Origin of the sequence: Sinorhizobium fredii USDA 257, assembly GCF_000265205.3 — a bacterium.
In the GTDB taxonomy this organism is placed as follows: domain Bacteria; phylum Pseudomonadota; class Alphaproteobacteria; order Rhizobiales; family Rhizobiaceae; genus Sinorhizobium; species Sinorhizobium fredii_B.
This window is the reverse complement of the sequence record NC_018000.1, coordinates 2,454,745-2,466,919: the sequence shown is the minus strand read 5'-3', so window position 1 is coordinate 2,466,919 and position 12,175 is coordinate 2,454,745. Positions and strand designations below refer to the sequence as shown.

The window sequence follows — 12,175 nt, the reverse complement described above, 5'->3', positions numbered from 1 at the left end:
CGCTAGGTCTCGTGTTGGCCGGTGATCAGCCGCGCGGCGCGATCGTTGCGGACATAGGCGACCGCCCAGTCGAGAAAGACGACGAGGCGATTACGGAAGCCGACGAGGAACCAGAGATGGGCGAAGTTCCAGACGAGCCATGCGGAATAGCCGGAGAGCCTGGCCTTGCCGAAATCCGCAACCGCTGCCTTGCGGCCGATGGTCGCGAGATTGCCGTAGTCACGATAACGGAAGGGCGCCGATTGCCGTCCCGCCATGTCGCCGAGAATGGCGTGGGCCGCGTAACGCCCCATCTGCTTGGCTGCTGGCGCCACGCCCGGTACAGGACGTCCGGCCGCATCGGTCACCGAGGCCGTGTCACCGATGACGAATATTTTGTCGTGCCCCGGCGGATTTAGACGCCGGTCGACCAGGACCCGTCCGGCGCGGTCCGCCGCCGCACCGATCCACTTGGCGGCGCGCGAAGCCATGACGCCTGCGGCCCAGAGAATGCAGGCGGAGCCGATTTCAGTTCCGTCGGCCAGCCGTACGCCGCTGTCATCACAGCCGGCGACGGCATTGCCGAGCAGGACCTCGACGCCAAGCCTCTCGAGTTGTCTCTGGGCCTTTCTCGAAAGGCAGGGCGGCATCGCCGGCAGTATCCGCTCACCCGCTTCGACGAGCACGACCCGGGCGGAGGATGAATCGATGCGCCGGAAATCACGAACGATCGTTCTTCGCGAGAGCTCGGCGATCGCGCCGGCGAGTTCGACACCGGTCGGCCCGCCGCCGACGACAACGAAGGTCAAGAGCGTCTGGCGCAAACGGGCGTCATCGGTCACCTCCGCCCGTTCGAAGGCGGAGAGGATGCGCGCGCGGATCGCCGTCGCATCCGTGATTGTCTTCAGGCCCGGGGCGTGGTCCGCCCAGGCATCGTTGCCGAAATAAGTGTGGCGGGCGCCGGTCGCGACGATCAGGTAGTCATAGGGGATGCGTCGGCTGCCGGTCACGACGCATCGCGCGGCGGTATCGACCGCCTCGACCTTGTCCATCAGGACCGTGGCATTCGACTGCCGCGAAAGAATGCGGCGGATGGGCATGGCAATCTGCGCCGGTGAGAGTCCCGCGGTCGCGACCTGGTAAAGCAGAGGCTGGAACAGGTGATAGTTTCGCCGGTCGATGACGGTGACTTCCGCCGGCGCGCGGCGAAGCGCCATCGCCGCGTTCAAGCCGCCGAAGCCCGCCCCGAGAATGACCACGCGCGGCCGATGCTTTGCCTTGTTCGTGCCGGCCGCAACCTCGCCCGGCACGGAGGCGCTCTGAACAGGCGTCACCGACATCGCTCAGCCTCCGGCACGGACGCGTCGGGCGACCAGATGATCGACGGAAAACACGCCGGCGCCGCGCGAGAGGATGAGCAAAAGCAGGCTCGTCCACATCAGATGCTCGACCCAATGATCCGGGTAGACGAAGATCTGGATGGTGGCGACGACGCCGAGCACCATCAGCGAGGCGAGCCGTGCGAGCAGTCCCAAGGCGAGCATCGCCGCGCCACTGAGTTCCGCCGCTGTCGCCACAAGGGCGGCCAGTCCGGGATCGAGCAGCGGCACGCGATATTCGAAGGCGAATAGCTGGAGCGTAACCGGCCAGGAGGCGAGCTTCGTCTGGGCGGATTGCCAGAAAACCTCCGCGATCGCCACGCGGGACGCCAATTGCACGATCGATAGCGGCAGGGCGGTCGCCCACTCCACGACAGTGTCGTGAAGCCTGTATATCGCTCTGGAAAGACTGATCGGTGTTGCGCGCATTGTGGTCATGACACTCTCTCCTGCTGGTTGGAAGACCCCTTCATGCGATGGATGCCGATGACGAGCTCGCTGACGAAAAGGCCCGTCAGCGCTCGAGCGACATCGAACTCAGGCGAACGGCGGCAGGCGCGGCCGACCGCGGCCTCGAGTCCCCTGCCCCGCATCAACACGTACCAGAACGCAAATTCCGCGGCGTCGAGCCGCAGGAAGCGAACGGTGTCGGCATGTCTCCACATCGCAATGCGCTCCGGTTCGCGTTCGAGATTCGAGAGCCTGTCGGGATCGCCTCCCTGCTGGTGCGCCGCCCATATGCTGAGGGCGGGCCAGCGGCACAGAACAAGTCGCAGCGAAGGCTGTAGAAAGAGCGCGAAGGACCCGCTCGAAAGCCCCTCGTAGAGCTCGATGAGTGTGCTTGGCCGCTCCAGCGGCGCGTCGAGCGCTTCGGCGATCTTCCACTCCAGGCGCGCCACCTCGGAAACGAACGGCATACCGGCGGTTCCCTCGAAGCGCGCGAGGAATGGCGCAAATCCTGCGCCGTAGCGCGAAAGGCGCGGCTCTTGTGGCGGGCTGTTGCGGATGAAGCAGCCGGCCACATAACTGAAGTAGCGCTCGTCGAGCAGCCGCACCGTCACGGGGAACACGGCCTTCAACGTCGCCGTGAGCGAGACCAACGTATTGTTGCGGTAGATATTGAGCCGCCTTGCAGGATCGAAACGACCCTGCTCGAGGAGTGGCAGGATATCTGCGGGTCCGGTCGTCAGAACCGCACGCGCGACGACGCTCTGCAGGGTTTCAATGGAGGACATGGCCGTCCCTCCTGCAATGGTCCCCTGCGCACTTGCCGCAAGCGGCTCTAACTGCTGCGATGGCAGCGAGCGCCGGGAAGCGGATGCCACTCGCGTCGTCGCGGCGGGGTAGCCTCATTGTCTCGAAACGGCTGTCCGGCACGGCGACCGGCGGCTCCTCCGGGCATTCGTCGAAGGCGATACGGCGTGCGAGCATGTCTGCCCACATGGCTTCGCCCAACAAGACCTCGAGCGGCGGCACATCCGTGTCCCATTCGATCAGTGTCGGGCGGGGGCCGATCCTGCGGAGAGCGTGGGCATAGAGCGACCAGACGGCCGGCGGCACGCGCGACCCATGGTCGTCGATGAGAATGACGTCGCCGTCGACTTCGTTGACGGCGTGGCCGGCAAGGTGGATTTCACCGATCGCTTCGGCAGGCAGGGCGTCGATGAAGGCCAATGCATCGAAGTCGAGGTTGCTTGCGGAGACATGGACGTTGTTGACGTCCAGCAGCAAGCCGCAACCGGTCCGGTTGACGAGCTCGCTCAGGAACTCGGCCTCGGTCATGCTCGATTCCGCGAAGGCCAGATAGGCGGAGAGGTTTTCGATGAAGACCTGGCGCTTGAGCGTGTCCTGCAGCCGGCCGATGTTCCCGGAAACGATGGCGAGCGCCTCGTCGTCGTAACGGAGCGGCAGGAGGTCGTTGAGGTAGGCGCCGTCGGCGACGCTCCAGGCAAGGTGCTCCGAGACGATCGCCGGTTGGAAGCGCTCACAGACGAGACGCAGCCGCTCCAGATGCGCTCGGTCGAGACCCGAGGCGCTGCCGAGCGACAGTCCGACGCCGTGCACCGAAAGCGGATAAACGTCGCGCAGCTTCTCGAGCGCATCCACGGCCGCTGATTGGCCCATGTAGTTTTCGGCATGGACTTCCAGCCAACCCGCAGCAGGCCTGCGGGAAAGCATCTCTGCAATGTGTATGGAACGGAGGCCGATGCCCGCAGCGCACGGCACCGGGTGGGTTGGAAACGTCTTGGGCATCGGTCTACTCCCTTTTTGCTTGTTGTCGGAGGCCGTCAGGCCTTGGGGGCGTTGCTGCCGCCGGCGATCTTTCCGCAGGTGCCGGCAGGCACGTAGATCCAGGCGTCCGCCTGGTCGTCCATCGTCGAGGTGCCCGCGCAGGAATGGGTAGCTGTCTGGCAGTCGTTCTGCCCGGCCTTGACGATGCCGTAGCACTTCTCGAACGAGAACTCGGGCTGGGCGGCCGGTCCTGCCGATGCAGGCGACGCCGAGACGGAGGCGATCGCGGCAAGCGCGGAACTGATGAGCGTACGAGTGTTGATCATTGAACATCTCCAGGATCTGACGTTGTTCAGACCGGTATCGGCCTGATACTGACAAGCTTCGCAGACCGCTCTCGCTCTTTGAAATGCTGTTCAGGCATGGTTTCGATAGCGACGAACTATCCGCCGGCCACAACGAAAAAGCCCCCCGGATCGGGGGGCAAGACTTCCCTTGGGAGGGACATGGCAAGGAGGCTTGCGCTAAGCCCGTGGCCAAGCGCAGCGATTGATCGGGAAGCGTCGAAACCGCCCTAAAGATACCGCCTACTGATGTCGACGCTCGAATGCTTCCCTATCGCTTCGTAGTTCGCCATCAGCCAGTCCTCCGCGCACTGCCGGCCGCGGTCACGGAGGTCTACGAGGGCTCCCCACTCGGCATTGAGCTTGCTGGAGACGCTGAGGTTTCTCATCGTCTCGTCGTCGGATATCCCATGCACGAAGATGCGCTTGAGACCGAGGGAATTACCCGCCTCCGACTCAGTCAGTTGCGTCACGAAGGCGATTGCCCGCATCTCTCTGAGCAGCGACGAATTGAAGCTTATTTCGTTGATCCTGTTCAGGATTTCGGCCGCTGTCCGCGGCAGTTCCGTTCGCTCAAGCGGATTGATGTGCACCACCAGCACATCCGGCGTATCGCAGCCGTAGATCAGTGGGAAAATAGCCGGGTTCCCCATATAGCCGCCATCCCAATAGGCTTCGCCGTCGATTTCGACGGCCTGGAAGAGGAACGGCAGGCAGGCGGATGCCATCACCGAATCGATCGAGATCTCGTCGTTGGAAAAGACCTTCACCTTGCCGGAGCGCACATTGGTCGCGCAGATGTTCAGCTTGACCGGACAGCGGGACATTCGGATCGCCTCGAGGTCGATCGACTGCTCCAACACCTGGCGAAGCGGATTATAGTTCAACGGGTTGAACTGATAGGGCGACAAGAGCCGCGTTACCATGTCGAAAATGACAAAGGCCGGCGAAAACTCCAATGATTTCGACCCGGTCATGCGGTCGAGCAGGCTCGGCTGCAGCGGACTGAAAGCGGCCGCATGGCTGATGCGGCGCCAGAAATTGGCGAGAGCCCTTTGCGCGCCACTCCGTCCGCCTTCCGCGAGCCCATAGGCCAGGACAGCGGCGTTCATTGCCCCGGCGCTGGTCGCAACGATGCCTTCGAAAGACAGGTTAGGCTCGTCGAGCAGCCGGTCGAGCACGCCCCAGGTGAATGCGCCATGCGCACCGCCACCCTGAAGTGCGAGGTTAATCGTCCGCGGCGGCCGCCCCTCGGCCATGGAGGACCTTTCCTGGTCCTCTCGAGCTGGCCTGTCCACTTTGGCGTGCTTGTTCATGGCTCTCCTCCTCTTCGCATGTTGAAATCAGTGGGCCGTCCATCCCCCATCGACAGGGATCGCCGTGCCGGTTATCGAGGCCGCCGCGGTGCTGCACAGGAAGACGCTCAGCGCCCCCATCTCTTCGACTGTTGCGAAACGCTTCGTCGGCTGGTTCTTCAGGAACACGTCTCGGATTACGGAATCGCGAGCGACACCGTGGGACTTTGCCTGGTCGTCGATTTGCTGCTCGACGAGCGGCGTCCACACATAGCCGGGACAGATCGCATTCGCCGTAACGCCGAACTCGGCACCTTCCAGGGCCACGACCTTGGTGAGTCCGACGAGACCATGCTTCGCCGCCACATAAGCTGATTTAAACGGAGATGCGACGAGTCCATGAGCGGATGCGACGTTGATAATCCGGCCGTACCCGCGGGCCCGCATCTGCCCATAGGTCGCCTGGACGAGATGAAAGGCGGCGGAAAGGTTGATAGAGAGGATCGCGTCCCACTTAGCCTCGGGGAATTCGGCGATCGGGGCGACATGCTGTATGCCGGCATTATTGACGACGATATCCACTTGTCCGAAGCGGGCGCCGGCGCGCTCGACCATCATCCGGATCGCCTCCGGCCTCGACATGTCGGCGCTGTCATAGGCGACGTCGACGTCGTTCTCCTCCGCCATCTCGGCCCGCTGCCGCTCAATCTCGGCCGGGTCACCGAACCCATTGAGCATCACTGCCGCGCCCGCCTTGGCCAGCGCCTGGGCGATGCCGAGACCAATGCCGCTGGTGGAGCCGGTCACAATGGCGCTGCGGCCTTCGAGCGTTCTGCGCCCGAGCATTGCATCGGTTTCAACGTCGGTACTCTTCAGCATGTCCACGTCTCCTCAAGTTCGGCCAAAGGGCCTTTTCCGGGAGAGAATGGCGCTGTATTCATTTCAACTGAAATGCCACTGTGCTATGAATTCGATAGGTGAATTGCATTAGCGATGACGACGCGTACGTAGGAAGTTCGTTGCCTCGACTTCGGCACTCCGCGGCGTCAGGGATTGATGCCGTGTCGCTAGCAACGCTTTGAAGTGTTCCTTTTAGCTTCGGGGTCCGATCCGAAGGAATTGCCGTAGAAAGTCTTCCGGGGGGACAGGTATGGACATTCACCATGTTCGCTATTTCCTGGCAGTCTGCGAAACGCGCAACTTCACGCGGGCGGCCGAGAATTGCCATGTGACTCAGCCAGCGTTGAGCCGCGCTGTTCAGCAGCTCGAGGACGAAGTCGGTGGGCTTTTGTTCCGACGCGAGCGCAACCTCACCCATCTGACCGACCTTGGAAACTTGCTGCGGCCTCGCTTTCAGTCGATCGTGGACGAGTTATCGGGGGTCCGGCAGGAGGCCTCGCGTTTCCTCTGTCTCGAGGATGCTCATGTGAAGGTCGGCATCATGTGCACGATCGGGCCGCGCCGCTTCACCGGCCTGCTCAGCGACTTCAACATACGGCACCGCGGCATTCAGCTCCAACTTGTCGAAGGCGTGCCGACCAAACTTTCCGAACTGCTTGAGGCCGGAGAAATCGACGTCGCCATCATGGCGAGCAGTGACCAGTTCCCCGAGCGTTTCGACGTGACGCCGCTGTTTCGCGAACGGTTCATGCTCGCGTTTCCCGCCGGTCATCGCCTCTGTCAGTATGATGCCATACCGATCACGGCGATCGACGGCGAGATCTACCTCAGGCGGGTGAACTGCGAATACTGGGACTATCTGTCTGACCTTTGCGACTCGTTCGGAGTGAAGACCCGGGTTTCCTATTCGAGCGAGCGTGAGGACTGGATTCAGAACATGGTGGCCGGTGGCCTCGGAATCTGCTTCATTCCCGAATACAGCGCAGTCATTCCTGGACTACAGGTGCGCCCCGTTGCCGAACCGGAGGTCACGCGGGAGGTATGTCTTGTCACCGTCGCCGGTCGGCGGTTCTCCCCGGCCGTCGCCACCTTCGTCGGCGCGGTGAAGTCTTACGGCTGGGCGGCACCGCATTCCGGCATCGACATGCGGCGCACCCCCGACGCCCATGCCGATGCGCCCCCTCTGCCGCAATAGCTCTGGGCTATGGAAATCAAAAGCAGGCGGCATTTCTTTGCCGGCCAAATATCCCGCAATCTCCTTGTGTCCGCCGGAATGTCTCCGGCGTGATCGACAAAGGAGAACCCCACATGCCCCGAAAGCTCATTTCAGGAAACCTGCCCCTGACGGTCGCTGCAACGCTCGGCCTCTTCGCCTCCACCAGCGCGGCGATGCCCGCTTTTGCCGGGGAATGCCCTACCGATCAGGTGACGGCAGGCGCCATGGAACCAGGCGCGACTGCCCCGCAAGGCGTAACCGACGACGTCCTCGCCTCGATTGATCTCTCGTCGAAGGGTGGTGACTGGAAGGGAAATGCGCTTAGGTTTCGCAAGCTCGTCGTCCAGCCGGGCGGCGTGGTGCCGTGGCATTCGCATGAGGCACGGCCCGCCAACATATTGATCGTCGAAGGCTCGATCACCGAATATCGCAGCACCTGCAAGGTCCCGATCGAGCACAAGGCTGGCGAAGTCACCGCCGAATTCGGCGGCCTTGCCCACTGGTGGAAGAACAACGGCTCAAAGCCCGCCGTGCTCTATTCGGCCGATATCCTGCCGCCAATGGCCGAGCACGCCGACACCATGTGAGCCAAGCCAACAATCGCACATCATTTCAATCCGGACGTTTCCGGCCGCTGGCGGGAAACGTCCCCGTTTCCGGAGAAAGGTGATGAACCTAGATCAGGCCTCACTGCCGACGCCCCTATCCGTTCTCTCGACCCCGGCAGCCGACCGTTGGCACTTCGGCGTCATTGCACTCATCGCGTTCCTGACCCTCGTCGATCTCTTCGCTGCTCAGGCCATACTTCCGTCCCTGCAGAGAGAGTTCGGGGTGAGCCGCGCCACCATGGGCTTCGCGGTGAACGCCAGCACGTTCGGCATGGCGGCTGCAGGTCTTGCGGTCGGCATCTTCGGGCGCAACCTGGACCGGCGAAACGGAATCTGGATCAGCCTCGCACTGCTTGCGGTTCCGACCGTCTTGCTCTCGACCACCCGGGACATCGCGATCTTCGCTGCCTTGCGGGTCGCGCAGGGCCTGTGCATGGCCACCGCATTTACCCTTACCATGGCCTATCTCGCCGAACACTTCCCGGCCGAGCGGGCAACCGGAGCTCTCGCGGCATATGTCACCGGCAATGTCGCCAGCAACCTCTTCGGCCGCATTCTCTCGGCGGCAGTTGCCGATCTCGGCGGATTGTCGATCAACTTCCAGATCTTCGCGCTTCTCAACCTGACGGGCGCGGCCCTCGTCTGGACGACATTGAGCCGGACGAAGCGCATGATGCCGGACCGACGCAGGCGAAGCAGGAGCGGAAACTTGCTCTCGGTGCTCGGTAATCGACGCCTGCACAGCGTGCTCGCCATCGGATTCCTGATCCTGTTCGTCTTCATAGGGACTTACACCTATGTCAACTTCCGTCTCGTCGAGCTCGGGCTATCGCCGATGCAGCTCGGCCTCGTCTACTTCGTTTTCCTGCCCTCGCTCTTCACCACTCCGCTGGGCGGGCTAATCTCGCGCCGTCTCGGCGCCGCAGCCGGCATCGTGCTCACGCTGCTTCTCGCCGTCCTCGGGTTGGTCGCCCTTATCAGCAGCAATCTCATCGTGGTGCTTGGGGGCCTCGCTCTGGTCGCAGTCGGCACCTTTCTCGCGCAAGCGCTGGCGACCAGCCAAGTCAGTCGCATCGCTGACGCGGAGAAGGCGGCAGCAAGCGGCGCCTATCTGGCCTCCTATTACACCGGCGGGCTCTTCGGCAGCCTGGTGGTCGGCAAGATCTACGATCTTTTCGGCTGGAACACCTCAGTCCTGGTGCTCGTCGCGATGCTCGTTTTCGCCATGCTTTCCGCCGTGCCGCTACGCACCATGAGGACCGGTTATCGAAATGGACAACAGACGGCATTATCAAACCGCAGCGGCCGACCGCATCCTTGAGACAGCCCGTTTGGGGCAGTAAGAGGAGCTAGGAAATGATGAAGGTTAGCAAGTCAGTACGGTCAGCCGCCCTAATTGCAGCCACGATCACGGTATCAGCCCAAATGTCCACGGCCAAGGCCGGGGACAGCGAAGGCATCGTCACCGTAAAGAGCCGCTATTCGATCAGCGAGACGGTCAACCGCATCAAGCGCAGCGTCGCGGAAAAGGGCATCACCCTCTTCGGCGTCATCGATCAAGCTGAGCTCGGCAACGCCGCCGGGAACAAGGTGCGGCCTTCGCGCTTGGTGATGTTTGGCAATCCGGCGCTCGGCACGACCTTCATCACCGCGAATCCCCTCGCCGGCCTCGACTGGCCAGTCCGGGTCCTCGTCTATCAGGCGAAGGACGGATCCGTCTACGCGGCGTACACAGACTTCGACTGGATCGCAAAACGCCATCAAATACGAAGCAGGAATCGCGAGTTCGCCATGGCATCCGAGGTGATCCAGGCAGTCACTGGCAGTGTGAAGGAGTAGAGCCGGAAAAGGCGAGGCGCCCACCCCTCTCCACCCAACAGGGTGGGCGTCCTGCCACACCGCGCGAAATGCCTAATCGGATCCCGTCCGACTACAAACAAGCTAACGTGAGGCCGATCGCTGTCTGCGTCGTGCTTGGACTGACGCATTTAATCGGCAGCGTTGTTCCGTATTTCACTCATCGATCTATGTGCACGCGGCGATAAGCCAGAGGGCCACCCATATTCGTCCGGTGAGGTCGATTGTTGCGGAAATAGCGGTATCGCCTCGCAGTCGCCAAATTGGTACTCAATTCGAAAGCGAGCGCGGAAAATTTTCGCGACTGAGGGCGACGGTGGGGGCCGGGGAACACTTGTCGCATTAGGCTGCCGCCTTCAAGAAGTCGAGGGCGGGAACGGCGCGCTTCGGATCGATTTCGTAAGTCTCGGCGGTTACGACCCCTTGCACGACGAAGGGGTCGGCGGCGATACGCGCATCGTAAAGATCACGGCTTTCGCCATGAGCGAGGATTGCGCCGCCCGCGGTGGGCTGAAGGGAGCCCGCGCAGAGAAACACGCCATCGGCAAAGCCCTGCGCGATCCAGTCGTTGTGTGCCGCCATGAATTCCGGCGCCGCGGTACGGTTCTTTGCGAATCTCAGGAAAGTGACGAACATCGGTGCTCCTTGGTCAAGTGGATTGCGAAAGGTCCGGCAGGGACGCTAGCCAGCGTTCGATCCCTGCCACCTCGTTGCGGATGAATGCCTCGTCCTTGAAGGCGGTCGCCATCACCGCCACCCCTTGCGACCAGGCCAGAAGATGCAGCGCCAGCGTCTCTGCCCGATCAACGGCGCCAAGTTCACGGATCTGTCCGGCGAGCCAGTCGCGGAATAGGCCGAAGATTTCGGTCGCGCGGCCCTGCGCGGCATGGTCGAGCTTGGCGAGTTCAGTACAAAGTGTTCCGGCTGGGCAGCCGAAATCCATGATCCGTTTTCGGTTGGCGATCAGCATATGAATGAAGGACAGTATGCGCACGCGCGGACCTTCGCCCTCGGCCTGCCAGCCGTCGAGCATTGCCCGTGTCCGCTCCATTCGGCGGGCAATCACGGCGTCCAGTATGTCGTCCTTGGTCTTAAAGTGGTGATAGAAATTCCCGCGTGAGATACCCACGGCTGCGGCGATGTCAGCAAAGGAGGTGGCCTCGAATCCGCTCTCGTAAAAGAGGGCGTCCGCCTCTTCGACAACCACGTCGCGAGTTGACTGTGCTGGCATTTACCTTCGGCGCCCTGTTTGACACATGAGAACTAGGACGACTGTCCTAGTTCTGTCAAGAGAACGTAAAGCGAGAGCGGCTTCTTCGCCGAAGGTGTCAATCGGCGTCCAAAATTCGCCCCGGCAGGTCCCCCACGACATCGTCAGGAAGCCGTCGGATGCCCGAACGCCCAGATAAGAGCCTAGACCAGGAAGTCGTCACGGTGGATCCGAGGGGGCTGACTGCTCCCATGCCTGTGATAACGATACGACGCATGTGATCTCCAAACTGTCATTTTGTGCCATCCATCTGCACGCCGTGCAGACGCTCGATCGGCGATTGCCGCTTATTTATTTGGCAATAGTCTCGGCCGAGTGATCTCGAGACCCAGTCCCACGGCCGGGCGGGCAAGGATCCGGGAAGGCAGCGTGCGAACGCGTGAGCAATGACGCCATTGGCGGGAAGTGGACATCTCACGCGTTTCTTGCGGAGGCGGCGATTCGCCGAACTTCGTCGGCGGCTGCCTCGAGAAAGCGCTGCGACATCGCCTCATCATTCAGGATACGAGAGATCGTCACGGCACCCACCATCAGCGACAGCATCGCCATGGCCTTGCCATAGGTCTTTGGGCTTTCCGCCTCCGGCATCAGTTCTTCGATAATTTGAAGATGCGCTTGGATGCCGTCCTGGAACGGGGCTCTCACTTCCTCGGCTTGACGCGCCGCATCAGCACCAAGCGCCACCAACGGGCAACCGTCGCTCTTCTCTTCGCGATGCCCCATCGATAGGTAGAGCTCAATAACGGCCTCGAGGGGCTCAGGGCTTGCAGCAGCAACAGCCGACCATCTTCGGGTAGCGTGCTCCATCGCTCGCCTCGATGCCTGTGCCGCAAGATCGTCCTTGGATTCGAACTGCTTGTAGAATCCGCCTTGTGTCAGGCCGGCCCCCTTCATCAGATTCTTGAGCCCAATGCCATCAAAGCCGTGCTCTCGAAAAAGCCGGCTCGCCGCATTGATGACCGCTTCGCGATTTGCCTCCGCCTGTGCTCGACTAACTCTCATGATCGACCTCTGATTAGATTTCACTTGACATCTATACTAATGGTTAGATTTAGATCGCAATCTAATAGAGGCGACGCCCGTCAACAAGGGTCA

At 61.9% G+C, this 12,175-nt stretch carries 14 protein-coding genes and 1 pseudogene; 4 read left to right on the top strand and 11 right to left on the bottom strand.

Features of this window, described 5'->3' with window-relative positions; all coding sequences use genetic code 11:
• Nucleotides 1-2: 2 nt before the first annotated feature.
• The 7 genes from USDA257_RS11370 to USDA257_RS11340 all read right to left on the bottom strand — a co-directional run bounded on the left by USDA257_RS11370 (nucleotide 3) and on the right by USDA257_RS11340 (nucleotide 6,108).
• On the bottom strand, nucleotides 3-1,319 hold the full coding sequence (locus USDA257_RS11370) for an NAD(P)/FAD-dependent oxidoreductase (RefSeq protein ID WP_014763097.1): 1,317 nt from the start codon (nucleotides 1,317-1,319) through the stop codon (nucleotides 3-5).
• 3 nt (nucleotides 1,320-1,322) lie between these two features.
• Entirely contained in the window at nucleotides 1,323-1,796 is a 474-nt protein-coding gene (locus tag USDA257_RS11365; protein ID WP_014763096.1) for a DoxX family protein, read from the bottom strand.
• Nucleotides 1,793-2,593 carry an HvfC/BufC family peptide modification chaperone gene (locus USDA257_RS11360; protein ID WP_014763095.1) on the bottom strand — a complete coding sequence of 267 codons (801 nt, stop codon included), beginning with the start codon at nucleotides 2,591-2,593 and terminating at the stop codon, nucleotides 1,793-1,795. The genes USDA257_RS11365 and USDA257_RS11360 overlap by 4 nt, the downstream gene beginning before the upstream one ends.
• The gene (gene bufB / locus USDA257_RS11355) at nucleotides 2,580-3,611 is read right to left on the bottom strand and encodes an MNIO family bufferin maturase (protein WP_014763094.1); all 1,032 of its coding nucleotides are present in this window, start codon (nucleotides 3,609-3,611) and stop codon (nucleotides 2,580-2,582) included. The genes USDA257_RS11360 and bufB overlap by 14 nt, the downstream gene beginning before the upstream one ends.
• Before the next feature lie 35 nt (nucleotides 3,612-3,646).
• A complete protein-coding gene (locus USDA257_RS11350; RefSeq protein WP_014763093.1) occupies nucleotides 3,647-3,916 on the bottom strand; it encodes a BufA1 family periplasmic bufferin-type metallophore in 270 nt (89 codons plus the stop codon).
• Between the two features lie 248 nt (nucleotides 3,917-4,164).
• Nucleotides 4,165-5,250 carry a patatin-like phospholipase family protein gene (locus USDA257_RS11345; protein ID WP_014763092.1) on the bottom strand — a complete coding sequence of 362 codons (1,086 nt, stop codon included), beginning with the start codon at nucleotides 5,248-5,250 and terminating at the stop codon, nucleotides 4,165-4,167.
• Between the two features lie 27 nt (nucleotides 5,251-5,277).
• A complete protein-coding gene (locus tag USDA257_RS11340) occupies nucleotides 5,278-6,108 on the bottom strand; it encodes a 3-hydroxybutyrate dehydrogenase (RefSeq protein ID WP_014763091.1) in 831 nt (276 codons plus the stop codon).
• Between the two features lie 271 nt (nucleotides 6,109-6,379).
• Here USDA257_RS11340 and USDA257_RS11335 point away from each other — a divergent pair, with 271 nt between their 5' ends.
• From USDA257_RS11335 to USDA257_RS11320, 4 genes are all read left to right on the top strand, one after another.
• Nucleotides 6,380-7,324 carry a LysR family transcriptional regulator gene (locus tag USDA257_RS11335; protein ID WP_014763090.1) on the top strand — a complete coding sequence of 315 codons (945 nt, stop codon included), beginning with the start codon at nucleotides 6,380-6,382 and terminating at the stop codon, nucleotides 7,322-7,324.
• 113 nt (nucleotides 7,325-7,437) lie between these two features.
• Nucleotides 7,438-7,932: a cupin domain-containing protein gene (locus tag USDA257_RS11330; RefSeq protein ID WP_014763089.1), complete on the top strand. Its 495-nt coding sequence runs from the start codon at nucleotides 7,438-7,440 to the stop codon at nucleotides 7,930-7,932.
• A gap of 82 nt (nucleotides 7,933-8,014) precedes the next feature.
• Nucleotides 8,015-9,274 (top strand): MFS transporter, encoded by a 1,260-nt coding sequence (locus tag USDA257_RS11325; RefSeq protein WP_014763088.1) that lies wholly within the window; start codon nucleotides 8,015-8,017, stop codon nucleotides 9,272-9,274.
• Between the two features lie 35 nt (nucleotides 9,275-9,309).
• Nucleotides 9,310-9,792: a DUF302 domain-containing protein gene (locus tag USDA257_RS11320; protein ID WP_014763087.1), complete on the top strand. Its 483-nt coding sequence runs from the start codon at nucleotides 9,310-9,312 to the stop codon at nucleotides 9,790-9,792.
• A 360-nt stretch (nucleotides 9,793-10,152) separates the two neighbouring features.
• Here USDA257_RS11320 and USDA257_RS11315 read toward each other — a convergent pair whose 3' ends face one another.
• The 4 genes and pseudogenes from USDA257_RS11315 to USDA257_RS11305 form a co-directional block, all read right to left on the bottom strand.
• The gene (locus tag USDA257_RS11315; protein WP_014763086.1) at nucleotides 10,153-10,446 is read right to left on the bottom strand and encodes a YciI family protein; all 294 of its coding nucleotides are present in this window, start codon (nucleotides 10,444-10,446) and stop codon (nucleotides 10,153-10,155) included.
• A gap of 13 nt (nucleotides 10,447-10,459) precedes the next feature.
• Nucleotides 10,460-11,041, bottom strand: a complete 582-nt coding sequence (locus USDA257_RS11310) for a TetR/AcrR family transcriptional regulator (protein WP_014763085.1) — start codon at nucleotides 11,039-11,041, stop codon at nucleotides 10,460-10,462.
• A 112-nt stretch (nucleotides 11,042-11,153) separates the two neighbouring features.
• A pseudogene (locus tag USDA257_RS33855) lies at nucleotides 11,154-11,297 on the bottom strand (beta-ketoacyl synthase N-terminal-like domain-containing protein); the annotation flags it as partial.
• Between the two features lie 197 nt (nucleotides 11,298-11,494).
• Nucleotides 11,495-12,082, bottom strand: coding sequence for a TetR/AcrR family transcriptional regulator (locus USDA257_RS11305; protein ID WP_014763084.1), 588 nt, complete (start codon nucleotides 12,080-12,082; stop codon nucleotides 11,495-11,497).
• Between the last annotated feature and the right edge of the window lie 93 nt (nucleotides 12,083-12,175).